The following is a 25839-nucleotide window of genomic DNA, read 5'->3' on the forward strand; positions in this document are numbered from 1 at the left end:
TTTTAGGCCAGCTTGCCGCTGGTGTTGGCTGCGGACTTCTGCGGCTCACCTTGTGCCGGTGCACCTTCCTGGGCAGGAGGATGCGGCTGCAAAGGCGCACCGGGACGGATCTTGATCAGGTTGTCGATCACCACCTTGTCGCCAGCATTCAAGCCCTTGAGGATCACCCAGTCACGGCCGCTCCAGTCGCCGGTGACGACGGGGCGCACTGCGGCATGATTGTTTTCATCCACGACATATACAAAGCGGCCTTGCTGAGAATTCATCACCGCCACTTGGGGCACCAGGAAGACGCCATCACGCTCCCCCACCACGACCTTGGCGCGAACGAACTGGCCCGGCAATAACTTTTTATCCGCATTGGCAAATGTCGCACGCAACTGCTGCGTGCCCAATGCGGGATCAATTTGACTTGCAGCAAAGTTAAGTTTTCCGCTTTCGCCGTATTCAGTCCCATCTGGCAACTTCAAGGCAATTTTCTTCACTGTCTTTTCCGTCACAGGGCCGCCAAGCTGCTGGATTTCATTGTCAGAAAGACTAAAGCGAACCCAGATAGGAGACAGTTGCACCACAGTGGTCAGCAGGCTATCGTTGGCAGACACCAGTGCCCCTTCAGAGAACTGGAAGCGGCCGGAAATGCCGCTCACGGGCGCCGTCACCTTGGTATAGGAAAGATTCAACTCAGCCTCGCGCACGCTGGCCTGGTATTGCAGCAAAGAGGCTTGGGCCACGTCGTCGTCGGAGACGGCATTGTCATATTCCCGCTGACTGATCGAGTTCGACTCCAGCAGTCCTTTAAGCCGCTCCGCCTCACGCTTGGTCTGGGCAATCTTGGCCTGGGCCTGGGCCAACTGGGCCTTTGCCTGCTCAAGCGCAATCTGGTATGGCTCGGGATCGATCTGGAACAGCACCTGGCCTTCCTTGACGGGCGCGCCTTCTTCATACAACCGCTTCAACAGAATGCCGCCCACGCGGGGACGAATCTCCACCTCGCGTGCGCCTTCGGTTTGAGCCACGGCCTCGGCAGAGACAGGAACGCTGGCGGGCTGCAGCTCGACGACACTAACAGGCAATGCCTGGGGGCCTGCCTGCCCGGCCTGCTGCTCGCCCTTGCTACAGGAAGCCAAGGCAAAAGCCGCCATCATGGCCAGCACGATTTTTTTACTGGAATTCAACCCTCTTGCATTGGTATGAACTGGATTCATCACGCGCACCCTCATATATAACCCCATGTCTTATAAACAAATTACTTGCTTACATTCACTAACGAATGTATATTATATACAATCACGTTTGTATGTAAAACTGTTTTCTCGTCAGGGATATCTTAAAGCACATGGCACGTAAAACTAAGGAAGACGCCGAACTCACCCGCCAGCGCATTATTACCGCTGCACGCGAAGTATTCGCCAAGCGAGGCGTGAGCCACACCACCATGGAGCATATCGCCACGCACGCACAAGTCACCCGGGGCGCCGTCTACTGGCACTTCGCCAACAAGATCGAGCTGTTTCAAGCCATGCGCGACCAAGCCATGCTGCCCTTCATTGAACAATTGGACGCTGTCGTACTGGATGATCAATCAGAAGACCCCTTGGCATCTATAGAGCAATTCTTTTGCAATACGATTAAAACGCTGGAAACAGACGCCTCAACCCGGCAAACCTATGAAATCATGATGGCAAAGTGCGAATATGTCGATGAATTCAATGAAATGCTGCAACAAGTTCTCATCACCTGCCAAAGCTTCATAGACAAAACGCAACAGCTTTACGAAAAAGCCAAACAAAAGGGCCTGATCCATCCGGAACTTGATCCCGCCACATTGGCTATGGATACGCAGTTATTCTTCGGCGGCTTGATCCACATGTGGATCAAGGATAACTCCAACTTAGGCTACCGTTCCCAGGCCATTGATTTCATTAAGCAACACATCCAGTTCCGCAGAATGACGCAAACCGGCCGCTGATTTCACCAACCTTGTAAAGTTCCAGCCATAACGATATGATTGGAAAAGTATTGGGAAAGGTAAATCGTGGATATTCACAGCGGCGAAATCTATGGCAAACAGACAGGCAGCAAGTTCGTCATGTATAACGTGCTCAAGGTCGGCAAGAACTCCATTACCCTGCAAAACATAGACAACCCGCTCAGCCTGTTTGAAACCACGCTGGCAAAACTGCAAGCATCCGGCTATATGCGCATCAGTCAGACGCCTTACATCAACATTCACGCCACTGGCAAGAAGCGCAAGTCCATCCGCAACCCCACGCGCTGCCCTCATACTCTGGATTTCCTGGAAGAGCGCGCTGATTCAGAGCGCCCCGCGCCCATCATGCCAGACCTGTTCAGCTAGCCCGGGCATTATTGCGTTCAATCCCTTACCGGCGGAGCAGCCCATAGTCGTGACCGTCTGAATTGACAATCTGCGCTTCCACCAGATCGCCCGGCTGCAAACCATCCGCACCCGCAAGATAAACCACTCCATCAATCTCCGGAGCATCCGTTGCCGTACGGCCAATCGCTTGGTCGCCATTTACCTCATCAGTCAATACGGTACGGTTTCAATGCGCCCAATCTTGCGTTTTTGCTTTTCAGCGCTGATGCTTTCCTGCACTTCCATGAATCGCGCCAAACGCTCCTGCTTCAACGGCTCTGACACATGATTACCCAGCGCATTCGCTGCAGCGCCATCTACTGCAGAATAAGCAAAACACCCTACCCGATCCAGTTGGGCTTCCTGCAGAAACTCAAGCAGGTGTTCAAAATCCTTATCCGTTTCGCCGGGGAAGCCAGCGATATAAAGTGCGGCGGATGGTGATGTCGGAGCAAATGTCCCGCCAGGCCTTGATGCGCGCCAAGTTATTCTCGCTGCTGGCCGGCCGTTTCATCGCCTTGAGGATGCGCGGGCTGAAATGCTGCAATGGCACATCGAGGTAAGACAGAATCAGTCCATCCGCAATCAGTGCACCAACTCTCCCGCTAGCCATATGGACGCCACGCCCAGCCCGATGAGGCCAACCTGCTGCAAGGTCGCACGCAATTCCGTCCGCTTGTGCAACCCGGGAATCAAGTCTGCGACAGCCACGTATATCATGCTGGCGGCAGCCAACCCAAGAATCGTGGGAATCCAGCCCTGCACCAAGCCCAGCGCGAAATAAGCCCCCACAGCCCCGACCAGGGTCGCCATGCTCGACACCAGGTTAAACAGCAATGCCTGCTGCTTGCTATACCCGGAATGCAGCAAAATCAGGAAATCACCCACTTCCTGGGGGATTTCGTGGGCGATGATGGCAATCGCAGTGACGAATCCCAGCCGCACATCCACTAAGAAAGCAGCCGCGATCAACACCCCGTCCACGAAATTATGGAAAGTGTCGCCGATCATGATCATCAATCCGCTACGGCCATGATCATGCTCCCCATGCTGGTGGTGATGAGCATCTACCGCATGCGCCTCACATGCTTCACCATGACAATGGCGCCACAACACCAGCTTCTCCAGCATGAAAAATAGCAGGATACCCAGCAGCACCGTAGCCGACATCACCTCCAGGCTGCTTGATATCTGAAATGCATGCGGGAGGATTTCGAGGAATACCGCCCCAAGCAGCGCGCCTATGGCATAACTGATCAACATGGGCACCCAGGCGGCCTTGGCCTTGAGTGCAAAAAATGCCGCAGCGAGCACACTCAATACTCCGCCGGCGACACTCACCAAAATAATCATGAGCAATATGGACATAAGAATGAATTATAAGGGACGCCTCAATTTTTATGAGCATAGCCTTGCGTTTTTTATAAAACCCATATAATGTTAATGCTAATAATTATTATTTGTAGTTGTAGGTAGATCCCTTACCTCCCCCCTACTGGGAAACTGCCATGACTCCGGATAATCGTCTTGCTCATAAAGAAGGTTATCCATTTGCCCCGACGGTGAGAGTCCGTGGGGTTTTTTGTATGTAGTTGAGTACTAGCGCCTTCTCGGGGAAGGGACTGTCAGGTGCTCTCAAGCGAGGAATAAATCAATGAAAATGACAACCACATTTGCTGCCTTGGCTTTGGCTGGTAGCGCACTTTTCAGCAGCCAGGCTTTCGCTGTTGACAATGTTTGGTACGAAGACTATCCATGGGGTGACGTTGCAGACGCCACCGATTATGCCGAATGGAATACATTCGTTGGCAGACGCGATGCAACACCGCAATACGGCAGCAACGGCTACGTCAATGCGCAAGCTGGAGTATTTGTTACCAGCACTGGAAATCTCTATCACTTCACCAACAACGATGCGACTTACAACTTCCAGTTGACCAGCATTGGCGCAGTTGGCGATGTTTTTGACGTGTATCTCAAGGTCAAGACCAATGGCTCCACCTTCCTGCCTACAGCCACGCTTGACGGTGTATCAGCGACTAAAGTCACTCAATTCTTTGATGTTGTGGAATTTGAAGGCATGGGTTCTGGCTACGTGGAAGAAGCCTACTGGGTTTGGCAAGACGTCACGATTACCAGTGTAAACCAAGTATTCAACTTCAATGCCATTGCAAAATCCCACGTAGGCCTGGATCAACTGGCCCTTGCTACTGTAGCTGTTGCTGCCGTGCCTGAGCCAAGCGCCTACGGCATGATGGCAATCGGTCTAGGCATCCTGGGCTTCATGGGCAGCCGCTCCCGCCGCAAGAACATCGCCTGATCGTCATAATACTTCCGGCATTCACCGATACCGGCAACTGGACATAATGTCCAGATGCCGGTTTTTCTCGCCCATGCTCCAGCTCAATGCAGCCCATCATGAAAACCTTTCAAAAACCTGGCTATTTTCGCATCGCCTGCGCAGTGATGCTGTTTTTGCCAGTGTTAACAGGCTTGCCGGCACTAGCTGCCGATCAACAGCAAACCACTCCTGCAGTGGCAGTGGAGTCGACAGAAAATAAATCAACATTCAATAAGAATGAGAGAAAGCCATCCACTACGCGCCCCTCTTCAAAACCTCTCCCTCCTGAAGCCACAGTACTGCCGGAAGTCGGCGTCAGTGCCAGCCGCATTAAGCAGGATGCCGTCACTATCGACCGAACTCAAACCATTACGACCATAGAGGCCAAGGAACTGGAAAGAACGCAACCAGCCACTATTTTCGAGGCTGTTCAAAATGTGCCCGGTGTAACATTTGAAGGCGGGCCTCGACCAAGCGGCATGTCTTTCAACGTGCGAGGCTTTGCAGATAATGAAGACGTTCAAGTCCGTGTGGACGGCATCCCGAAAAGCTTTGAAAAATACCGGTTTGGCGGCACTTTTGCCGAGCCGGAACTATTGAAATCCATTGAGGTGCAACGAGGGCCGCAAATCTCCAGTGGCTCAGGCTCCATAGGCGGAACCGTCCTGCTCAGGACGAAAGACGCTGCCGACCTGCTGAAGCCCGGCCAGCGCTATGGCGCGCGCCTGAAATTTGGATACGCCAGCAATAACGATGAATTCCAGAAATCCTATCTTGTGTATGCACGCCCTCACGATGCAATTGATATTTTGTATAACCGCGCCTATCGAAACTCCAACGACATTACCCATGCTGACGGCAGCAAGCTTGAAGCGTCCAATGTAGACTCAACATCCCAACTCCTGAAAATCAGTATCTTCCCTACGGATACGCTCGAGCTTTCCACATCAGCCGTATTACTGGAAGAGTCCGGATTGCAACAATACGATGCAATAGGGGCAAATCCCGACTTATTCGGCAACGTGGTCCGCACGATAGAAGACTACAGTATCTCTGAAACCATCCGCTGGAATCCCAACCATCCTTGGATCAATCTTGTTGCTACCGTGGGCAAAGGTCATACAAAAATGGACGACAATTGCTACTATGCGATCAATGTAAAATGCACAAGGAATTTAGGCACGAGATATGATCATTTGAAGTTTAAAAGTACGACGATCGACATTGCCAATACTGCTGATATTTTCAAGCAAGATACACTCAGCCTGTCATTATTGACCGGATTGCAACACCGTAGCATCAGCAAGGAAATCAGCAGGACCTATTCACAGAACAGCAGCTGCCGTGACCCGCTTCGTGATCCGAACTACTCTTGCAATGACGGATTCTGGGCTGCGAGCGTTTCTGGTAAAAATACCTATTCCGCCTTTTACGTCCAACCAAGACTGCAAATCGACCGGCTGGGCATCATTCCCGGTGTCCGAATCGACTGGTATGAAATGAAAACGCTGGAGCCGCGCGTCAAAAACCATCTGGCAGAAAAAGGCTTGTCCGACAGCATCAGCTTTACCCATAAAACCTACAGCCTTGGCCTGACTTTTGACTTAATTCCCAGGCAACTGACCTTGTTCGGAAACTATGCCCAAGGATTCCGTCCGCCATCCACCAATGAATACTTCTCATATTCGAGTGCAGCTGACTTTCCTTACAACGGCTACGATGGCGGCGAAGGAAACTGCGCAACCCCATCTACCAACTACATCTGCGGAGACGTATACAAGCTACAGAAGAGCGAATCACGTGAAATTGGCTTGAGCTATGAAAACCCACGCTTATTCAATAGTGAAGTGCAATTGATTTCAAAACTGACCTATTTCGAGATAGATACTGATCACCTATTACGCTCCTTCAGCATGGATCCAATCACAGGCATTGCAACGCAAGACGGTAAAGAAAAAAGAAAAGGCAATGAGTTCGAAGGGAGTCTGCTATACCGCGACTTCTATGCCCGGGCTTCCTTTTCCAATACTTGGGGTACAGAAATCAACAATGAAGAGCAATCGGCAAAACTTTATCGCATTCCCGCAAAAACCTTCAATTTGACCATGGGCACTCAGATACTAAAAAATCTGGGCTTCAATATCAGCTATAGAAAAGTATCTCCCCGCATGGCGTATATAGGCACTTCCGGGCTTAATATTCAGGACGGATACGAAATATTCAATGCAGGACTGTATTGGATCGCCGCCCCGAATCTTGCTTTTCGCTTGGTTGGTGAAAATATCAAAAACAAGGACTATTACCTAAATGCAAGCGGGGATCTTGGCGGATTCCAAGGCAACCGCGCCGCAGGCCGCAATATCCGCTTCATTACTGAAATAAGCTTCTAATTTCAAATGTAAATGTATGCATATCGCTATTGCATTTCTCAATGATAATTGTTATCATTTGTTTTAATGTTGCTATCGGTATGCAAGTATCATTAATAATAAGCGGATAGATTTAACCTTATGTTGCCAGCAAAAGCCCCTGTAAAGACTTGCCTAATCAACCTATTGGATGAGTTGGTTGAGCATGATGGCTTCGGCAGCCTTAAGGTCGATATACGCCTGCTGCGTCGCGGGCAAAAAGAAATCATTATTGATTGCGGCAAACAGTACCGCTTTGTCGTGGACTTCCAACCCGCAAGCAATGATCAGGATAAAAGCCAACATAACACGGCCGATTAATGGAATTGGTTTTCTGACCGCACCCGTTCATAGGGTGATGGTCATTGATTGCTCGACGGTGTGGGTCCGTGAGCCTAAATGTTGAATTGAATGTCTACGCCTTCAAGGGGAAGGGGTTGATGGCATTCACTTGATAAAGGTATTCATGATGAAACTTTCAGCTTTAGCTCTCGCTACAGGTTTGGCATTCAGCTCTTCCGCTTTCGCAACCATCAATGCTTGGGACACGGCAGCTACTCCTTGGAGTGGTTCCACCACTGTAGACTATACAGAATGGAATTATTTCGGTTTTGATAGCTTTGTGGGTAACAGCTATACCGACTCTACTCCTGATGTAGCTGGCAGCGGCAGCCTGACCGCGACTGGCACACCAATCATTACATCCACTAGCAACATCTACAGCTGGCAAGAGAACCCCATTTCTTACAATGCGGCCATCACAGCTTCCACCAGCGGTGTATTTGATATCTACCTTCGCGTTGCTGTTGCAGGCTTGGAGCCTTCCAGCATTGCATCCTTGAATGGCGTTGCTGCAACAGCCGTAGAAACATTCTACCAATACAATGGTACACAGTTTGGCTTGGTTGATGCTGAGCGTGAATACTATTTTGTCTGGAACGATGTTTCACTAACTGCAGGCAACACTTTCAACTTCACATGGACGGATCCAACTGCCCACGTCAGCCTGGATCAACTGGCCATCGCTACTGTTGCGGTCGCAGCAGTTCCTGAACCTAGTACCTATGGCATGCTGGCACTCGGCCTGGGCGTACTTGCTTACGCTGGCCGTCGTTCCCGCAAGAACAACGCCTAAACGCTAATCAACTAAAAGCAATATCACTAGCCCGTACTTTGTGCGGGCTAGTATCTTTATATTACATCGGGGCAATACATCATGAATTTTTCCATAAAAATGGCGGCTATCGCCTTGGCGGCAGGTACGACATTCGCCACGACATCGTTCGCTGCTACCAATGCTTGGGATTCCGCAACGCCATGGGACGACTCCCTGGTTGTGCAATATGCCGCTTGGGATAACTTTGCGTCTTCATTCCACAATACAACGCCAGAATATGGCGCAGGTGCGACGCTTACCGAAACCAGCACCTTGGCTTCCCTCACCAGCACCCAGAATATTTACAACTCTTTTGGCGTAAGCAACTTCATCGCCACCCTACTCGGCTCGCCAACCGCTACCGGCACATTTGACGTTTACCTGCGCGCCGCTACCACGGGCACTCTGCTCAATACAGAAGCGACCCTAAACGGCGTATCCGCCACTTTGGTAGAAACCTTCCTGTTGTCAGGCCGTGGCGTAGAGCAAGAGGTTTATTGGAAGTGGAGCGATGTATCTGCAGCAGGTATCTATGTCTTCAATTTCGGTGCAGCTGAAACACACCTGAGCCTTGATCAACTCGCATTGGCCGTCGTTACCGCCGTGCCGGAGCCAAGCACCTACGCAATGCTCGCATTGGGTCTAGGCGTGCTAGGAGCGACTGCCCGGCGCGCTCGTAAGTAATTAGTCTTCAATTATTTTATTAAGTTAGGTATTAAAACAATGAACACAACATTATCTTCGATCGCGTTGGCAACCTCTTTGGTATTCAGCGGCTCTGCATTGGCGGCTGTCGGCGTCTGGGACTCTGCTTCACCGTGGGGTGATGCCGAACCAGTCCAATTGACAGAGTGGAATACTTTCGACACCTTATCCGGCGATTCCACTCCCGAAATTGGCGCAGGCACCATCAGCCTTTCTCCTGCTGGTTTCACCTTCCAAAATGGTGACATCTATACCCTGTTCAGCCTGCCAACCATTACCGCCACCTTGGCTGGTACTGCAGGCGTTTTTGATGTGTACCTGCGTGTAGCCACCCAGGGAAACAGCCTGGCTTCCGAGGCTTCGCTTAACGGTGTTGCCGCCAATAGCATCCTGGCCTTTACCGATGGAGCAGATCAGGGTGCCGGCAGCGAGCAAGAACTGTATTGGGTTTGGAACAATGTAACAGGCGCAGATCTGTACACCTTCCAGTTCAAGGCTGCCGAAGCTCACATCCTGATCGACCAGGTAGCCCTGGCAACGGTTGCGGTAGCCGCCGTGCCCGAGCCCAGCACTTATGCCATGTTGGCTCTTGGACTGGGCATTCTCGGTGCCACAAGCCGTCGTCGCAAGAAGTAAGTTTATTAGTTAGCCGTATGCCCGGCATGCATTTCACATGCCGGGTTTGCTTGAACATTTATTTGGTCCTTCTTATCCCATCATGACAATTGCCAGCTCCATCATGTCGAACCGAGGCACACCATTGGCACTTGTTTTATTCTCTGCCTTGCTGCATCAGCCATTGCTCGCGCTAGCGGAAGAGCCTGAGGAAGATCAAGAACAACCTATCGAAAAAGTAGCTCCTACTCCAACATCTACGTCAACTCCGGCCACCAGAAGCAATCCTCAAGATACCATTTTGCCGGAAACCAGCGTCAGTTCGTCCAGAATTCGTGACGAACGCATCAATAAAACACAGTCCATTACCAAGATCACTTCAGAAGACTTGGAAAGACGGCAAGTCTCGACTGTATTTGATGCTGTCAGGAATACTGCTGGCGTCAGTATCGATGGCGGGCCTCGCCTGAACGGCATGAGCTTTAATATCCGCGGATTTGAAAGCAATGATGTTGCAGTATCGGTAGATGGTGTATTGAAAAATTATAGTAAATATCGCTCTAAGGGAACCTATATTGAACCCGATTTACTTAAAACCATAGAAATCAGACGCGGCCCGCAGATCAATACCAACTCTGGCTATGTTGGAGGAGCAGTTATCACCAGAACGAAGGATGCTGAAGATTTTCTCCGCCCAGGTCAAACTGCAGGCGCCCGAATAAAATTTGGTTACGGCAATAATAATGATGAATATTGGCGCTCATATATTGCCTATGCCCGGCCACATGAAAGAATTGATTTAATTTATAACTATACCAATCGTCAATCCAATGACATGACCCTTGCGAATGGCGACAAGTTTGAATACTCAAATATCAACACAGTCTCTGAGTTATTCAAAATCACTTTATATCCCATTGATTCATTAAGAGTTTCTACCTCGTTAGCAAAACTCAAACAAGCCCCAACTGCACAACTGTACGACACGATCACAGACCTGATGTTTTCTACTCCCTACGTTCTACGTGCGATCGATGAAGAAACTCTTTCCCAGACATGGGAATTTACTCCTGAAAGTAAATGGATAAATCTCAAGGCAAGCATAGGGACAGGGCATACGAAACAAGACGAAACAACCCCACATGGCTGGGTAGGAAACAATGGAAGCGGGATGTTTAACTTTGGAGACCGTATAGATGATTACAGTTTTAAAAATACAAATTTCGATTTCGCCAACACGGCCAATATCTTCACAAGCAAAGATTTAAGGTTGGAGCTACTGTTTGGCGTTCAATACGCAAAACAAGAAACGATAACAAATCGAACATATACAAGGCCTAATGCAGTTTCCGCTTTAATGGTGGATAACAATCCGACACCGTCAGCCCTTACCACGAGTACAGCATTTTACATACAACCCACAATACAAATTAAACGCCTAACTATTACCCCAGGGTACAGAAAAGACTATACCTCTTTAGAAGCGCTGGATAAGTACCGACAAGCCATGGACGCGGCCAAACAGCGTCATGAAATTCAACTCACGGAAGAGATTTATAATTTGTCAGTCGCTTTTGACATCCTTCCAGAGCAACTTACCGTTTTTGCTAATTACGGACAGGGGTTCAGTCCAATCCGTGCTGGATCCGCCTTTATCCTAGGACCGATAGTAGCTGGAGTGCCATCAAGCCAAAGCTTATGTCCTCGGGATTATTCATCATGTGACGATGTTTATCGATCCCAGCGTGTTGAAAGCACAGAAGCCGGCCTTAATTACTCGACCAATCAACTGCTGGGACAGCCTATTCAATTCACATCAAAAGCCACTTATTATCACATTCACACCAGTAACGCAGTGATGAATGCAGGTAATCCACAATACCTGACTCAACGCAGAAATGGCTGGGAATTTGAAAATAACATTAATTACAAACAGCTATATGTACAGGCATCTTATTCAAGAATAGCAGGTAGCGTCATATATCCGAATGCGAATGTCTCTCGTCCACTTTATACAATTCCTGGAAATGCATTTAATTTGACACTGGGGGCAAATATCGGGAATAACCTGGATATTAACCTCAACTACCGCAAAGTCTCAGATCGGCTTTATTTGAACGACTTTCCTGGTCCGACAGCGCGTTTTGGCACTCAAGATGGTTACGAACTTTTTAATGCCGGCATCCGTTGGAGTCCTAACCAACACCTGACTTTCCGCCTTGTTGGCGAAAACCTCGTTAACAAAGAATATATCTTGGATGGTGGGTTTAGTGGAAATCTTGGCCTGCCCGGCCCTGGACGCAATATCAAATTCTATACAGAACTTATTTATTAACCGTATCATTAATTATCATCTAGTTAGAGCAAGCAAGAGGAGCCACTATGAATCAGCTAGCGACAACCGAACAGCAATACCAAGCCTTCCACAATGCCAAGAGGGAACAAAAACTGCGCAACCGTGAAGCGGCGCAAGCCATCGGCATCAGCGAAGGACAGGCCATCGCCAACGCCATCGGCCGCGAGACCGTACGCCTCAAGGGGCCGTTCCATGAGATCATCGCGGAAGTGCCAAAACTGGGCCGCGTGATGGCGCTTACCCGCAATGAAAGCACCGTGCATGAGAAAGTCGGCACATACGAAAACGTATCGTTCGACCATGTCGGCCTGGTTGTTGGCCCAGACATCGACTTGCGCATTTTCTATTCGCAATGGAAGCATGGATATGCAGTAACCGAAGAAACCGAAAAAGGCACCCAGCGCAGCCTGCAGTTCTACGATGCCACCGGCACGGCGATCCACAAGATCCACCTCAAGGATTTCAGCAATGTGGATGCCTGGAACGACTTGGTACAAAAATACCGCAGCGACGACCAGACGCCGGGCCAGGAAGTCGAGGTGGCCAAGCCTGCTTCCGCAGAGACGCCCGACAGTGAAATCGACCAGGAAGGCTTCAAGGCCGCCTGGCTAGCCATGAAGGATACGCACGATTTCTTCATGCTGTTGCGCAAGTTCGGCGTTGGCCGCACCCAAGGGTTGCGCTTGGCGCCTGAGGGCCATGCGTACAAGGTGGATAACAATGCCGCCAAGCAAATGCTGGAAGCTGCCGCGGCAGACGGCACCAGCATCATGTGCTTTGTCGGCAATCCGGGCAATATCCAGATCCATACCGGCCCGATCAAGAACGTGAAGGAACTCGGCCCCTGGATCAACGTGCTGGACGAGTCGTTCAACCTGCACTTGCGCACCGACCTGATCGTGGAAACCTGGGTTGTCAAAAAGCCGACTGAGGACGGCATCGTGACTTCGCTGGAAGTGTTTGATAAAAATGGCGAAATCATGGCGCAGTTCTTTGGCGAGCGTAAGCCGGGCAAACCCGAGCTCGAAGCTTGGCGCAACATCGTGGCCCAGCTGCCGACACTGAAATAATCAAAGGAAAGCAATGAAAATCCGCGCCCTGTTGCTTGCTACCGGCTTGATGTTCGGTAGCCATGTTGCTATTGCGGCTGAGAAGCTGCTGACGATAGGTGGTGCCGTGACCGAGATTGTCTATGCCCTGGGCAAGGGCGACGAAGTCATTGCCAATGACATCACCAGCGTCTATCCCCAGGCCGCCGCCAATAAGCCCAAGGTAGGCTATATGCGGACCTTGTCCGCGGAAGGACTGGTGTCTACCGGTGCGACGCTGATCATCGCCGAGGCTGGCGCAGGCCCCCGCAACGTGATCGACCAGGTGCGCAATGCCGGCATCAAGGTGCTGCAGCTGCAGGAAAATTCGCATACCCCGCAGCAAGTGGCAGCGGATATCCGTACCATAGGCAAACAGCTCAACGCAAGCAGCACGGAGCAACTCGCCAAGCAATACGAAGCTGCCTGGAAAGAGGCGGAAGCCAAGCTTGCGAAGCTGCCCGACCATCCTCGCGTATTGTTTGTCATGAATAATTCAGGGCGCGGCGCCCAGGCGGCCGGCGACGATACTGCCGCATCGGCCGTCATCAAGTTGGTGCATGCCGAGAACGTAATGGCTTCGCAATACAAAGGCTACAGGCCGCTGACCGCTGAAGCGCTGGTGGCAGCCGCTCCCGATGTGATCATCACTACCAACGAGGGGCTGGAAGCCAGCGGCGGTTTGCAGAACTTCCTGAAAACGCCGGGCCTCAATATGACGCCCGCAGGCAAGAACAACCGGATTGTCAGCATGGATACGCAATACATTCTCGGATTCACTCCCCGCCTCCCCGCCGCGCTTGTCGAGCTGGGGCAAGCCATTCGCAAGCAATGAGCGGAGCGGCACCCTCCTTGCGAATGGCCTTGCCTGCAAGCCATAGCCTGCAATTACGCAGCCGTGTATTGATCGGGCTGGGCGTGACACTTTTCATCCTCGTCGTACTGGCGGCAGGCATAGGCGCGGTCAGCATTGCGCCGTTGGACGTCGTCAAGCTGTTGACCAGCCCGCCCGGGTCTGCCGCATGGCAAGCCATTCCGCAGGAACACATGCAGCAAGCCATGGTGCTGTGGAATATACGCCTGCCTCGCCTGGCCCTCGGCATACTCACCGGCGCGGCATTGGCCGTATCCGGCGCGGCGATGCAGGCACTGCTGCGCAACCCGCTGGCAGAGCCCGGATTGGTGGGCGTTTCCGGCGGCGCGGCCCTGTTTGCAGCGCTTGCCATCGTGCTGGGCGGCGTCTGGATGGCGGCATTGCACGACGTGATCGGCGAGTTCGCCCTGCCCATCTTCGCCTTCATCGGCAGCCTGATTGCCACTATCCTGATTTTCGTCATTTCAACGCGCCAGGGGCGCACCTCGATCGCCCTGATGCTGCTGGCCGGGATTGCCATCAGTTCGCTCTGCGGAGCGCTGATCGGCTTGATGACGTTTATCGCCTCGGACCTGCAGATGCGCTCGCTCAACTTCTGGTCCTTGGGCAGCCTGGGCGCCGCCACCTGGCCGATGGTCACCATGGTGGCCTGCCTGAGCGGCAGTTCCGTCCTCATCCTGCTCAAGCAGTCCAGCGCGCTCAATACGCTTGCACTCGGCGAAGTGCAGGCCAGCCTATTGGGGGTTTCCGTACGCCGCCTCAACCAGGTATGCATCGGCGCGATTGCGCTTGCCGTGGGCGCCGTGGTGTCGGTGACGGGCATCATCGGCTTTATCGGCCTGGTAGCGCCGCACCTGGTGCGGCTGGCGATTGGCCCGGACCAGCGCCTGGTCATGCCGGCCTCCGCACTGGTAGGCGCCATCCTGGTGCTGCTGTCGGACTTGCTTGCGCGCACGATTGCCGTGCCGACGGAGGTGCCCGTCGGCATCATCACCGCCCTGCTCGGCGTGCCCTTCTTCCTCGCGCTGCTGTTCCGCATGCGCCGCAAAATCGGGGTATAGGGATAGTCATGCTAAAAGTCATCAATACCGGACTCGATATTGGCAGCAAGACATTGCTGCGCGATATCAACTTCATGATTCCACCAGGAGAGCTGGTGGCGATCTGCGGTCCCAACGGCGCCGGCAAGAGTTCGCTCATCCGCCTGCTGTCCGGGGAATTGAAGCCCAGCCAAGGCGAAGTACATTGGGGCGACAAGCGCTTATCCGAATGGAATTTGCTCAAGCTCGCGCGCCAGCGTGCGCTCATGCAGCAACAGGCTGAAGTGGGCTTTGCCTATACTGCACTGGAAATCATCCTATTGGGGCGTCATCCGCACCATCAAGGTGCAAACCGCCCGCAGGATTACCAGATCGCCATGGCGGCCATGCAGGAAGTCGATGCGGCCCATCTGGCCGAGCAGGTGTATACCACCCTCTCGGGAGGGGAGCAGGCGCGGGTGCAGATGGCGCGCGTGCTGGCCCAGATATGGGAGCCAGGCGAAGGCCCCAGGCTGCTCCTGCTGGACGAACCCACCGCGGCACTGGATCCGCGTCAACAGCACCGCATTCTCGAGATCGCCCGCAAATGGGCGGACAAGGGCGATGTGGCAGTAGTCGCCATCGTGCACGACCTCAACCTCGCAGCGCAATATGCAGACCGTATTGCCTTGCTGCGCGACGGCAGGCTGCAAGCGATTGACCGGGTGGAAGCCATCATGACGCCCGCCATGGTCGAAGCCTGCTTCGACCTGCCCTGCATACTGCTCAACCACCCTGATGGCGGCACGCCCATGATCGCCGCACGCCGGCACCATTCCCAATGGAGGAAGCGAGATGAGCACGCTCAAGACCGTTGAAATCAAGGCATTCGTGCCAGCCAAGGATTTCAAGCTTTCCCAGCAGTTCTACCAGGATATCGGTTTCGAGAAGCGTTCTGAAGGCGGCGGCATCGCCTATTTTTGTTATGAACATTGCGCTTTCCTGCTGCAGGATTTCTATGTACAGCCTTACGCGGACAATTTCATGATGCATTTGCTGGTGGAGGATGCGGATGCCTGGCATGAGCGTATCCGGCAGTCCGGCATAGCCGAGAAATATGGCAGTAAAATCTCAGAAGTGACCGACCAGCCATGGCGTATGCGCGATTTTGTCTTCACCGACCCGAGCGGAGTGCTCTGGCGCATCGGCCATAATATCTAGCAAATACTCCTGGCCTGTTCCTTGCTTGATAAGCAATGTGTGACATTGCAATCTGCAAGAAAGGAATGGTGCCTCATGAAAAGCTTCTGGACATTATGCTGTATCGCCGGCCTCAATCTCCTCAGCACATCGGCCATCGCCGCTTCCGAGCAACAACTGCAAGTCGAGCCGGTGCTGCGCAGCGTCAAGGCCTGGGATGGCAAGAACTACGCCAATTACCCGGGGGGCAAGCCGGAGCTGAGCGTGTTGCGCTTTACCATTCCGCCCAACACATCCCTGCCATGGCATAGCAATCCTGTGCCCAATGTCGCCTATATCCTTTCCGGCGAAATCACCGTGGAAAAGCATGGCACCGGCGAAACATTGCACCTCGGCCCGGGGCAGGCGCTCCCCGAAATGGTGCATGCCGTGCACCGTGGTTATACAGGCGATAGCCCTGCGGTATTGATTGTGTTCTACGCGGGCGGCGAAGGCATTCCATTGCTGGAAGAGCAATGATCGAAGCAGTACAAGGCAAAGAGTATAACTTCAGGAAATTTTATCAGCTGCCCTAGATATTTATTTTAGTGTTACTCCAGCCAGATCAGGCTTGCCATACGGCCTGTGGCCTGGTCGCGGCGGAACGAGAAAAAACGCCCGGCATCATGATAAGTGCATAGGCCCCCGCCGTAGGTTTCTGTCACGCCGACGTTCGCCAAACGCTGCCGCCCTAGCTGGAAAATATCGCCCAGCCATTTTCCGGCAGGAGCGCGCTTGAAGGCCTGCTCAGCCCTTGCGTCCTTTGCAATGAATGCCCTCCTCACCTCATCACCCACCTCGAAGGCGTCAGGCCCGATGGCCGGGCCCAGCCAAGCCAGCAGGTCGCTGCCGTGCTTACCCATTTCGACGACCGTCTTCTCTATCACGCCATCCAGCAGGCTGCGCCAGCCCGCATGCACAGCAGCCACAATGGTGCCTGCCTTATCGCAGATCAGCACAGGCAGGCAGTCCGCCGTCATGACGATACATACAGTGTGACGGGTGCGGGCAAAAGCGGCATCGGCATCAGGCGCGCAGCTGGCGGTACCTGCATCCACCACCGTGATGCCATGCACCTGGTTGAGCCATACCGGCTCCGTTGGCACATAGCGGTTCAGGCGCTGGCGGTTGGCTGCCACATCCAGCGGCGCATCACCGACATGCATCCCCAGGTTCAGGCTGTCGTAAGGCGATTTGCTGAGACCGCCTGCCCGCGTGGTTTGCAACGCCCTGACATTGGCCGGCGCGGGCCAATCTGGAACAATCAAGTCTTGGTCATTCAGCATCCTCGTCCTCCTCGAACCAGTCATCCCCTTCATCGTCGTCATACTCGTAGGCAAACTCGTCATCATCCACGTAGAACGCATCCGCTTCTTCCGGCGGCACGTTTTCGGCGCGGATCGCTTCCAGCAGCACCTTCATGTCGGCGGCAAGCTCTACCTGCCACTCCATCGGTTCGCCGGTCGCAGGATGCTTGAGCCCGAGCCGGATGGCATGCAACGCCTGGCGCTTGAAATCGAGCAATACGGTCCTGAGGTTGTCCGAAATATGGCGTAGCGGCAGAATGCCGCGTATGCCGTAGACCGGATCGCCGACGATAGGCGCCTTGAGGTGCTGCATGTGTACGCGGATCTGGTGCGTGCGCCCGGTTTCCAATAGGCAGCGCATGTAGGTATGCACGGAAAAGCGGTCCAGCACTTCATAATGGGTGACCGCGGGCTTGCCCATGCGGTTCACGGCCATCTTGGTGCGGGCGTGCGGATGGCGGCCGATAGGCTGGTCCACCTTGCCGTTGCGCCACACCTGCCCCCAGACGATGGTGCGGTACTCGCGCTTGACGGTGCGCGCCTGCAATTGCCTCACCAGGTTCGTTTGCGCAGCCAGCGTCTTGGCAACGACCAGCAGGCCGCTGGTATCCTTGTCCAGCCGGTGCACGATGCCGGCCCTGGGCACATCCTTGAGCTGCGGCGCATGGTAGAGCAAGGCATTGAGCAAGGTGCCGCTCCAGTTGCCCGCCGCAGGATGCACCACCAGGCCGGCAGGCTTGTTGATCACCAGGATATGCTCATCCTCGAACACCACGTCCAGCGGAATGTTTTCCGGTTCGAAAGCCGATGCCTCCGGCGCCGCTTGCGGCGTGATCTGTACCTGCTCCCCGCCCCATACCTTGAACTTGGCTGTGGGGGTTTCTTCGGCAATGGTGACTAACCCATCCTTGATCCAGCCCTGGATGCGAGAACGCGAGTGTTCCGGCATCAGGCGTTGCAGCGCCTGGTCCAGGCGCATGCCCCCAAGCTCCTGGGTAATTGTGAGAGTAATAGGCGTTGCGGTGTTGCTCATCGGTTATAATCAATCATGATGCGCTGCGCCAAGGCAGCGGCATTGTGTTAAACGGCACCCACAACCTTAATCATGGATTTTGTAAATGAAGCATAGTTTAGCGTTAATTGCAGTACTCTGGCTCACAGGCTGCGCGATTTTCGGCTCGCCGACAGAACTGGATGAAACAAAGGGCTGGCCAGTGCAGCGTATCTACGCCGCTGCAGTGGAAAACATGACCACCCGCGACTATGAAAAAGCCATCAAGTATTTCCAGATACTGGAGTCCCGTTATCCGCATGGCCGCTATGCCACCCAGTCACAGCTTGAAGTGATTTACGCGCATTACAAGAAAAACGACCCTGCCGCCACGATGGCCGCGGCAGACCGCTTCATCAAGCTGCATCCCAACCACCCGAACGTGGACTATGCATACTACATGAAGGGCCTGGCCACCTTCAACGAACGCGGCGTCATCGAGAAACTCACCAAGCAGCAAATCAGCGACCGCGACCCCAAATCGTTGCGCGAATCATTCCTTGCCCTCAAGGAGCTGGTGAACCGCTTCCCCAACAGCCGCTATGTCAAGGACGCCACCTTGCGCATGAGCTATCTGGTGAATTCGCTCGCCCAGCATGAGCTGCACGTCGCCCGCTACTATATGAAGCGCCAGGCTTACGTGGCTGCGGCCAACCGCTGCAAATATGTCATGGAGTTCTACCCCGACACGCCCCATATCGAAGAAGCCTTGGTGATCCTGATCAGCGCCTACGACGCCATGAGCATGGATGACCTGCGTGACGACACCAAGCGCGTGCTGGCACAGAATTATCCCAACAGCCCCATGCTCAGCAATAATGTGCCCAAGGACGAACGCGTCTGGTGGAAGTTCTGGGAAAGCCTGCTGTAGGGCCGTTGACAAAACGCTTCCGGCGTTGTAGTCCTGCCTTGCCGTACTCTGCTTTTACTGTCTGCGGCAGGAGCGCCTAGCCAAGTCTTTTCGCTAAGTTTTGTCAGGCGCTTTTAATACGCTCACATAAAAACATGGCCGGGCATTGCCCGGCCAATAATTCGCTAACTCTCTTTCCTAGCAGACATTCAATCTACTTCTTGATTGCTGCCGGCTTTCTGACATTCCGTGCATTTGCCACCACGCCAGGCTTTTTCTTCACCTTGCGCCCTTGATCCTCGTTCTTCCGTGCATTCAAGGCGGCACGTTCCGCAGTCTTGCGCCTGCGCATGCTCACGATGCCCTCTCCCTGCTTGCGTTCTTCCGGCTCGGCAAAAGGATTGTTTCCCTGGTTGAACTGCACCCGCAGCGGCGTGCCGGTCAATTGAAACGCCTTGCGGAATATCCCGGCAAGATAACGCCTGTAACTATCCTTGATGCCGTCCACATGGTTGCCGTGGATCACCACGATAGGCGGGTTGCTGCCACCCTGGTGCGCATAGCGCAGCTTGGGGCGTATGCCCTTGCTGATCGGCGGCTGGTGCTGCATGGTCGCATCCTCCAGCACCCGGGTCAGTTGCGGGGTTGAAAGCTTGGCCATGGCAGCCTTGTAGGCGCCATCCACGGAACTGAACAGTTCATTCAGGCCTTTCTTGCGCAAGGCGGAAATATAGTGGAATTTGGCAAAATCGAGGAATTGCAGCTTGCGGTCGATCTCGCGCTTGATCCACTCGCGCTTGTCCTCTTCCAGGCCATCCCACTTGTTCACGGCCACTACCAATGCACGGCCGCTGTCGAGGATGTAGGCCGATACGTGCGCATCCTGCTCGGTGATCCCTTCCTGTGCATCTACCACAAGGATGGCGACGTTGGCTTCCTCGATCGCCTGCATGGTCTTGATCACGGAAAACTTCTCAACCGCCTCAAATACCTTGCCCCGTTTGCGCACGCCTGCCGTGTCGATGATGGTGTAACGCTTGCCGTTGCGATCAAGGTCCAGATAGATCGAGTCGCGGGTAGTGCCGGGCTGGTCGAATGCGATGACGCGCTCTTCACCGAGCAATGCATTGACCAAGGTGGACTTGCCAACATTCGGGCGGCCCACAATGGCCACCTTGGGCACCTGGTTCGCCTTGGCTTCTTCTTCCTCATCCGGCTCAGGGAAGTTTTCCAGGGCCAGCTCGACAAGGTCGCGCACGCCCTCGCCATGGGCCGAGGAAATAGACAAGGGGGCGCCCAGGCCAAGTTCGTGGAACTCGGCACTGGCAATCGCGCGCTGCATGCCTTCCGTCTTGTTGACGGCCAATAATATAGGGCGCTGGCTCTTGCGCAGGCGTTCGGCAATCACCTTGTCTTGCGGCGCCAGGCCGTTGCGTCCGTCCACCAGGAAAATCACCACGTCGGCTTCATCGATCGCCAGCAATGTCTGGCGCGCCATTTCCTTGAGGATGCCGCTATCCACCAATGGCTCGAAACCGCCGGTATCGACGACCAGGTAGGGCTTGCTTCCCACCACGCCGCGGCCATAGTGCCGGTCGCGCGTCAGCCCCGGCAGGTCCGCCACCAGTGCATCGCGGGTTTTGGTCAGGCGGTTGAACAGGGTCGACTTACCCACATTGGGCCGGCCTACGAGGACGATGGTCGGCAGCATCATTGCGGAACTACTGAAACGGCATACAGGCCGCCCTTGCGGGTCTGGACCAGGAAACCATTGGTGCCGATGGCAACCGGCTGCGGCATGATGGCGCCTTTTTCCGTTTGCAGCCTGGCAACGAAATTACCCTCGTCCCGGTCCATGAAATGGATATAGCCCTCGACATCGCCCACGGTCACTACGCCGCCCATGGGCAGCGGCGCGCTCAGTAGGCGGTTCTTGAGATCGGGCTGGCGCCAGAAAGTGCGGCCGCTCGAATAATCAAGCGCAAACACGGCGCCGGTCGCATGCGAGACGTACACGCGGGCATCTTCCGCCCCCAGGCCGGTATAGCTCGAAATGTCACGATTCCAGGTGACCCGCCCGGTCGTACGCTCGACGGCTGCAACACGGCCTTGATAGGCGACTGCATATACCAGCGGGCCATCCACGACCGGCAGGCTGGTAATGTCGGCGATACGCTCCAATTCCGTCGTTCCCTTTGGCAAGGCCACCGATGCCTCCCACAAGGTCTTGCCGTCCTCGGCCCGCAATGCGACAAGCTTGCCGCCCGCAAAACCAGCATAGACAGCGCCGTCGGCAATGGTCACGCCTGCACTGCTGCGCAGTGTCAGGGTTGGGGTCGCGCGCTCGTATACCCATTTGCGCGCGCCGTCCTTGGCATTCAAGCCAAAGATCCGGCTGTCGCCGCAACGTACCACCACCACGCCGTTATCCACTTGCGGTGCGCTCAAGACCTCGCTGCTGACCTTGGACTTCCACAACAGTTTGCCTTCGAGATCGTATGCCAACACATAGCCCTTGGGCGTCCCGACCAGCACCAATTGGCTGCCCAGGCCGACGCCGCCCGTGAGCGCTTCGCCGGCATTGATCTTCCAGACCTGCTTGCCGCTGATCGCATCAAATTTGGCGATTTCGCCGTTGCCGCTTGCGGCATAGACAAACCCTTCAGCCGCTGCCGGAATAAAGTCGGCAAGGCCTGAGTCGCCCAGCTTGGCAGACCAGACAATCCTCGGCTTCAAGGTAGGCTTAAAATCGACCAGCTCTGCTGGCGGATCCGCCTGGTCGCGCCCGAACATGCGCTCGGATATATCGGTCTTGAGGTCGGTGATCGTGGTGCAACCGCCCAACACCAGGGCAGCGGCGACCAGCAATGAAATTGAACGCAAACTTAGCTCCACTTAACTGCCGAGTGCTTCCAGCTTGTGCTCGGTATATTTGTAGTAATCGCCTTGCATATCCAGCTTGGCAAGCGCATCCTTGTAAGCGGCCTTGGCATCGTCGGTCTTGCCTTGCGCCACAAGCACATCGCCCTTCAGGTCGGCAAACAATCCGGCGTATCCTGCGTCATGCTTTTCAGACAAGGTCTTCAACGCCTCGTCGTAGGCTTTTTCCTCGTACTGGATGGAAGCCAGCTGCAGCAATGCGATCGCGCGCACCGCATCTTCCTTGGCGTTCTTGGCAGCCCATGTCAGTTGCGACTTGGCGCTTTCCAGGTCCTGTTCCTGGTAGTTGAGCTTGGCCACGGCTACGGCAGCGCGTCCCGCATATGGCGTGGAGGCGTATTTATCGATCAGCTCGGCAGACAGCGCCCGGATCTTGGCGGCATCCTTGATATCGGTACTGGCCATGTTCTGGTATTGCACGGAAGCAGCCGCCGATTGCTGGTGCTGGTAGTACTTCCAGCCTTCATAGCCGCCAAAGCCCACCAGGGCGATTGCCGCCACGCCGGCTACGAGATTGCCATTGCGCTTCCACCAGCTCTTGAGTGCATCCAGCTGATCCTGTTCTTCCAAATCGTATGCCATGCTCTTTCCTAAAATTACGCAGCCGAGGACTTGCGTCCAGGGATAGAATTCAACAAATTACGGGTGTAGTCCTGGGTTGGTGCGTCATAAATGCTTTCCACCTTCCCCTGCTCCACGATGCGCCCCTTGTACATCACGGCGACATCATCCGCGATATGACGTACCACGCGCAGGTCATGGCTGATGAAGATATAGCTCAAATCCATTTCCTGCTGCAGGCTTTGCAACAACAACAAAATCTGCGCCTGGATCGATACATCCAGCGCAGAAACCGGTTCATCGCACACCACGACCTTGGGCTGCAGCACAAGCGCCCGGGCAATTCCGATGCGCTGGCGCTGCCCGCCGGAAAACTGGTGGGAATACTTATTCATATCGGCAGCGCTCAGGCCAACCCGCTCCAGCATCTGCACGACCTTGTCCTGCTGCTCTTTGGCGGTGCCGATCTCATGAATCACCAGTCCTTCCGCCACAATGTCGCGCACTTTCATGCGCGGATTGAGCGAGGCGAACGGATCCTGGAAAATCATCTGCAAGTGCCGGCGTTCGCGCCGCAAGGCGTTGCCTGAGAATCCTGCCAGGTTATTGCCCTGGAAAATGACTTCGCCGCTGTCCAAGGGCTGCAATTGTAACAGACAACGCGCCAAAGTGGATTTACCGCTGCCGGACTCCCCCACTACCGCCAGCGTGCTGCCGGCCCGCAGTGAAATGCTCACGTCATCCAGGGCCTTGACCTTGGTGCTGCCAAAACCGAACCGCCCGCTACGCTGGGTATAGGTTTTGTTGAGGCCGCGGGCGAGCAGGATATATTTGTCCGGTGCGGTACTCATCAGGCGGCTCCTGTCTTCAGCCAGGCATAGTCGATGGGCTTGAGAGGCTTCTTGCCGTCGGCATCGGGCACGCAGTCAAGCAAGGCGCGGGTATAAGGATGCTGCGGATTCTGCAGCACCTCTTGCACGGGGCCCGCCTCCACAATCTCGCCACGGAACATGACCACGACATTGTCCGCAATATCGGCCACCACGCCAAAATCATGCGTGATGAACAGCATGCCCATGTGCATGCGCGTCTTGAGCTCGGCCAGCAGCTTGAGGATTTGCGCCTGCACCGTCACATCAAGCGCAGTCGTGGGTTCATCGGCAATCAGCATGGCAGGCTCGCATGCAATGCTCATGGCGATCATGACGCGCTGGCGCTGGCCGCCGGACAACTCGTCCGGATAGCTGTTGGCGCGCTCGGGCGGGATGCCCACCTGCTGCAACAAGCCGGCAACCCGCGCCTTGAGGGCTGCGCCATTCAGCTTGAGATGCTGCGCCAGGCTTTCGCCTATCTGGTAGCCGACAGTCAATACGGGATTGAGCGAAGTCATGGGCTCCTGGAAAATCATGCCGATTTCCCTGCCGCGAATTTTCTGCAGCTGGACATGGCTCGCCTGCGCAATATCGCGGCCCTTGAAATGGATGCTGCCGCTTTTCAACTGCAGCTGGTCGGAGAGCAAGCCCATGACGGCCAACGCGGTCAGGCTTTTACCGCTTCCGGACTCGCCCACGATGCAAGTGGTTTTGCCGGCTTCCAGCGCAAAGGAAACATGGTTGACCAGCAAACGCTCGGGCTCGGCCCTGGGAGCGATGGTCAGGTTCTCAATGCGCAGCAGTTCGGTCATGTATGCAATGCCTCTATGGCCTGGGACAGGGACATTCTCCGTTGCTCTCCACTTTCGCGCAATGGTTTCAGGCAAACCTCGCCGGCGGCGACCTCGTCGTCGCCCAGAATCAAGGCGTAAGGCGCGCCGCTCTGGTCGGCTTTTTTCATTTGCGACTTGAAACTGCCGCCCCCCGCATGCAGGTTTACGTTCAAGCCGCTGTCACGCAAGGCTTCCGCAATAGGCAATGCGGCTTTGCCGGCCGCATCGCCGACATTCACGAGATAGACATCGGGGCTGTGAACTGCTTCAATGCCGCATTCCTGCATCAGCAGGAAGACGCGTTCAAGGCCGATACCGAAACCGCACGCCGGGGTTTCCTTGCCGCCCAGGCTCTGCACCAGGGTGTCGTAGCGGCCGCCGCCTGCGATCGTGCCCTGGCTGCCCAGCTTGCCGGTGACCCATTCGAACACGGTACGGTTATAGTAATCCAGGCCGCGCACCAGGCGGGTGTTCAACGTCCACTTGACGCCGAGCTGGTCAAGCCGGCTGGTTACCCCGTCGAAGTGGGCGCGGCTTTCCTCGCCAAGGCTGTCCAGCAATTTGGGGGCGGCCTCGATCATGGCCTGCATTGCAGGGTTCTTGCTGTCGAGGATGCGCAATGGGTTGGCATGTAAGCGCCGCCTGGCGTCATCATCCAGGATGTCCGCATGCTGCTCGAAATAACGGATCAGCACCTGGCGGTATTCGGCGCGCTCCGATGCGTCTCCAATGGTATTCAGTTGCAGCTCGACCGCGTCCGCCACGCCAAGCTCGCGCCAAAGCCTGGCCAGAATGGCGATCTGCTCGGCATCGACATCCGGACCGGTATAGCCGAACGCTTCGGCGCCGATCTGGTGAAACTGGCGCTGACGGCCCTTCTGCACGTTCTCGTGCCGGAACATCGGGCCGATGTACCAGAGGCGCTGCGGCCCGTTATAGGTCAGGCTGTGCTCGACCACGGCACGCACGCATCCAGCGGTTCCCTCGGGGCGCAAGGTCAGGCGGTCGCCGTTGAGCTTGTCTTCCCAGGAATACATTTCCTTTTCGACGATATCGGTGTGCTCGCCCACCCCGCGAATGAAGAGTTCGGTCGGCTCGACGATAGGCAGGCGGATATTGCGGTAGCCATACTGTGCCAAGACGCGCCTGGCGCCGTCTTCCAGACGCTGCCAAAGCGCAGTATCCGCCGGCAGGATGTCGTAGAAACCCTTGATGCTTTGAAACTTATCGGACATAGATGCTTGATT

The 25839-nt window shown here is 54.7% G+C and carries 26 protein-coding genes and 1 pseudogene; 16 read left to right on the forward strand and 11 right to left on the reverse strand.

Translation table 11 applies throughout. From position 1 onward, the window contains the following. Positions 1 to 2: 2 nt before the first annotated feature. On the reverse strand, positions 3 to 1205 hold the full coding sequence (locus ACWXTG_RS04510; RefSeq protein ID WP_480220847.1) for an efflux RND transporter periplasmic adaptor subunit: 1203 nt from the start codon (positions 1203 to 1205) through the stop codon (positions 3 to 5). A gap of 131 nt (positions 1206 to 1336) precedes the next feature. On the opposite strand from ACWXTG_RS04510, the gene ACWXTG_RS04515 reads away from it, so the two are divergent. Both ACWXTG_RS04515 and ACWXTG_RS04520 read left to right on the forward strand, forming a co-directional pair. Continuing rightward, on the forward strand, positions 1337 to 1969 hold the full coding sequence (locus ACWXTG_RS04515) for a TetR family transcriptional regulator (RefSeq protein WP_480220848.1): 633 nt from the start codon (positions 1337 to 1339) through the stop codon (positions 1967 to 1969). Positions 1970 to 2035: 66 nt separating this feature from the next. Further along, positions 2036 to 2356, forward strand: a complete 321-nt coding sequence (locus ACWXTG_RS04520) for a hypothetical protein (protein ID WP_480220849.1) — start codon at positions 2036 to 2038, stop codon at positions 2354 to 2356. A 17-nt stretch (positions 2357 to 2373) separates the two neighbouring features. Here the strand turns inward: ACWXTG_RS04520 and ACWXTG_RS04525 are convergent. Next, positions 2374 to 2966 (reverse strand): annotated as a pseudogene (locus tag ACWXTG_RS04525) (radical SAM protein); the annotation flags it as partial. Beyond that, complete coding sequence (locus ACWXTG_RS04530; RefSeq protein WP_480220850.1) at positions 2963 to 3745, reverse strand: ZIP family metal transporter; 783 nt, start codon at positions 3743 to 3745, stop codon at positions 2963 to 2965. The pseudogene ACWXTG_RS04525 and the gene ACWXTG_RS04530, both read right to left, overlap by 4 nt. 286 nt (positions 3746 to 4031) lie before the next feature. Between ACWXTG_RS04530 and ACWXTG_RS04535 the strand changes: the two genes are divergently transcribed. The 13 genes from ACWXTG_RS04535 to ACWXTG_RS04595 all read left to right on the forward strand — a co-directional run bounded on the left by ACWXTG_RS04535 (position 4032) and on the right by ACWXTG_RS04595 (position 16658). Next, positions 4032 to 4697, forward strand: a complete 666-nt coding sequence (locus ACWXTG_RS04535; protein ID WP_309565408.1) for a PEP-CTERM sorting domain-containing protein — start codon at positions 4032 to 4034, stop codon at positions 4695 to 4697. A 98-nt stretch (positions 4698 to 4795) separates the two neighbouring features. After that, positions 4796 to 7108 (forward strand): TonB-dependent receptor domain-containing protein, encoded by a 2313-nt coding sequence (locus tag ACWXTG_RS04540; RefSeq protein WP_480220851.1) that lies wholly within the window; start codon positions 4796 to 4798, stop codon positions 7106 to 7108. Between the two features lie 120 nt (positions 7109 to 7228). Then, positions 7229 to 7447 carry a hypothetical protein gene (locus ACWXTG_RS04545; protein ID WP_309565410.1) on the forward strand — a complete coding sequence of 73 codons (219 nt, stop codon included), beginning with the start codon at positions 7229 to 7231 and terminating at the stop codon, positions 7445 to 7447. Between the two features lie 145 nt (positions 7448 to 7592). Further along, positions 7593 to 8261 (forward strand): PEP-CTERM sorting domain-containing protein, encoded by a 669-nt coding sequence (locus ACWXTG_RS04550; RefSeq protein ID WP_480220852.1) that lies wholly within the window; start codon positions 7593 to 7595, stop codon positions 8259 to 8261. Between the two features lie 81 nt (positions 8262 to 8342). Then, complete coding sequence (locus ACWXTG_RS04555; RefSeq protein ID WP_480220853.1) at positions 8343 to 8966, forward strand: PEP-CTERM sorting domain-containing protein; 624 nt, start codon at positions 8343 to 8345, stop codon at positions 8964 to 8966. A gap of 39 nt (positions 8967 to 9005) precedes the next feature. Next, complete coding sequence (locus tag ACWXTG_RS04560) at positions 9006 to 9623, forward strand: PEP-CTERM sorting domain-containing protein (RefSeq protein ID WP_480220854.1); 618 nt, start codon at positions 9006 to 9008, stop codon at positions 9621 to 9623. Between the two features lie 37 nt (positions 9624 to 9660). Continuing rightward, the gene (locus ACWXTG_RS04565; RefSeq protein ID WP_480220855.1) at positions 9661 to 11937 is read left to right on the forward strand and encodes a TonB-dependent receptor domain-containing protein; all 2277 of its coding nucleotides are present in this window, start codon (positions 9661 to 9663) and stop codon (positions 11935 to 11937) included. A gap of 47 nt (positions 11938 to 11984) precedes the next feature. Beyond that, positions 11985 to 13028, forward strand: a complete 1044-nt coding sequence (locus ACWXTG_RS04570; protein ID WP_480220856.1) for a hemin-degrading factor — start codon at positions 11985 to 11987, stop codon at positions 13026 to 13028. Positions 13029 to 13041: 13 nt separating this feature from the next. Beyond that, on the forward strand, positions 13042 to 13881 hold the full coding sequence (locus tag ACWXTG_RS04575) for a heme/hemin ABC transporter substrate-binding protein (RefSeq protein WP_407994978.1): 840 nt from the start codon (positions 13042 to 13044) through the stop codon (positions 13879 to 13881). 23 nt (positions 13882 to 13904) lie between these two features. Next, a complete protein-coding gene (locus ACWXTG_RS04580) occupies positions 13905 to 14981 on the forward strand; it encodes a FecCD family ABC transporter permease (RefSeq protein WP_480221207.1) in 1077 nt (358 codons plus the stop codon). A gap of 8 nt (positions 14982 to 14989) precedes the next feature. Continuing rightward, positions 14990 to 15817: a heme ABC transporter ATP-binding protein gene (locus ACWXTG_RS04585; protein WP_407994980.1), complete on the forward strand. Its 828-nt coding sequence runs from the start codon at positions 14990 to 14992 to the stop codon at positions 15815 to 15817. Next, on the forward strand, positions 15795 to 16160 hold the full coding sequence (locus ACWXTG_RS04590; protein ID WP_309565419.1) for a VOC family protein: 366 nt from the start codon (positions 15795 to 15797) through the stop codon (positions 16158 to 16160). Before ACWXTG_RS04585 ends, ACWXTG_RS04590 begins: the two co-directional genes overlap by 23 nt. A 75-nt stretch (positions 16161 to 16235) precedes the next feature. Then, on the forward strand, positions 16236 to 16658 hold the full coding sequence (locus ACWXTG_RS04595; RefSeq protein ID WP_309565420.1) for a cupin domain-containing protein: 423 nt from the start codon (positions 16236 to 16238) through the stop codon (positions 16656 to 16658). Positions 16659 to 16729: 71 nt separating this feature from the next. On the opposite strand, the gene pgeF is transcribed toward ACWXTG_RS04595, so the two are convergent. Beyond that, entirely contained in the window at positions 16730 to 17464 is a 735-nt protein-coding gene (gene pgeF / locus ACWXTG_RS04600; protein ID WP_480220857.1) for a peptidoglycan editing factor PgeF, read from the reverse strand. Continuing rightward, positions 17454 to 18518: a 23S rRNA pseudouridine(1911/1915/1917) synthase RluD gene (rluD, locus tag ACWXTG_RS04605; RefSeq protein WP_480220858.1), complete on the reverse strand. Its 1065-nt coding sequence runs from the start codon at positions 18516 to 18518 to the stop codon at positions 17454 to 17456. The genes pgeF and rluD overlap by 11 nt, the downstream gene beginning before the upstream one ends. Before the next feature lie 85 nt (positions 18519 to 18603). On the opposite strand from rluD, the gene ACWXTG_RS04610 reads away from it, so the two are divergent. Further along, complete coding sequence (locus ACWXTG_RS04610; RefSeq protein WP_480220859.1) at positions 18604 to 19407, forward strand: outer membrane protein assembly factor BamD; 804 nt, start codon at positions 18604 to 18606, stop codon at positions 19405 to 19407. 193 nt (positions 19408 to 19600) lie between these two features. On the opposite strand, the gene der is transcribed toward ACWXTG_RS04610, so the two are convergent. The 6 genes from der to hisS are packed head-to-tail and all read right to left on the reverse strand — an operon-like array spanning position 19601 to position 25827. Beyond that, the gene (der, locus tag ACWXTG_RS04615; RefSeq protein ID WP_480221208.1) at positions 19601 to 21097 is read right to left on the reverse strand and encodes a ribosome biogenesis GTPase Der; all 1497 of its coding nucleotides are present in this window, start codon (positions 21095 to 21097) and stop codon (positions 19601 to 19603) included. Next, positions 21097 to 22269, reverse strand: a complete 1173-nt coding sequence (gene bamB / locus ACWXTG_RS04620; RefSeq protein WP_480220860.1) for an outer membrane protein assembly factor BamB — start codon at positions 22267 to 22269, stop codon at positions 21097 to 21099. Before bamB ends, der begins: the two co-directional genes overlap by 1 nt. 12 nt (positions 22270 to 22281) lie before the next feature. Continuing rightward, positions 22282 to 22908, reverse strand: a complete 627-nt coding sequence (locus ACWXTG_RS04625) for a YfgM family protein (RefSeq protein WP_309565425.1) — start codon at positions 22906 to 22908, stop codon at positions 22282 to 22284. A gap of 14 nt (positions 22909 to 22922) precedes the next feature. Next, positions 22923 to 23738: an ATP-binding cassette domain-containing protein gene (locus ACWXTG_RS04630; protein ID WP_407996729.1), complete on the reverse strand. Its 816-nt coding sequence runs from the start codon at positions 23736 to 23738 to the stop codon at positions 22923 to 22925. After that, positions 23738 to 24571, reverse strand: coding sequence for an ATP-binding cassette domain-containing protein (locus ACWXTG_RS04635; RefSeq protein WP_480220861.1), 834 nt, complete (start codon positions 24569 to 24571; stop codon positions 23738 to 23740). The genes ACWXTG_RS04630 and ACWXTG_RS04635 overlap by 1 nt, the downstream gene beginning before the upstream one ends. Beyond that, on the reverse strand, positions 24568 to 25827 hold the full coding sequence (hisS, locus tag ACWXTG_RS04640; protein ID WP_480220862.1) for a histidine--tRNA ligase: 1260 nt from the start codon (positions 25825 to 25827) through the stop codon (positions 24568 to 24570). The genes ACWXTG_RS04635 and hisS overlap by 4 nt, the downstream gene beginning before the upstream one ends. Positions 25828 to 25839: the final 12 nt, after the last annotated feature.

Source organism: Methylobacillus sp. DLP286 (assembly GCF_056636515.1).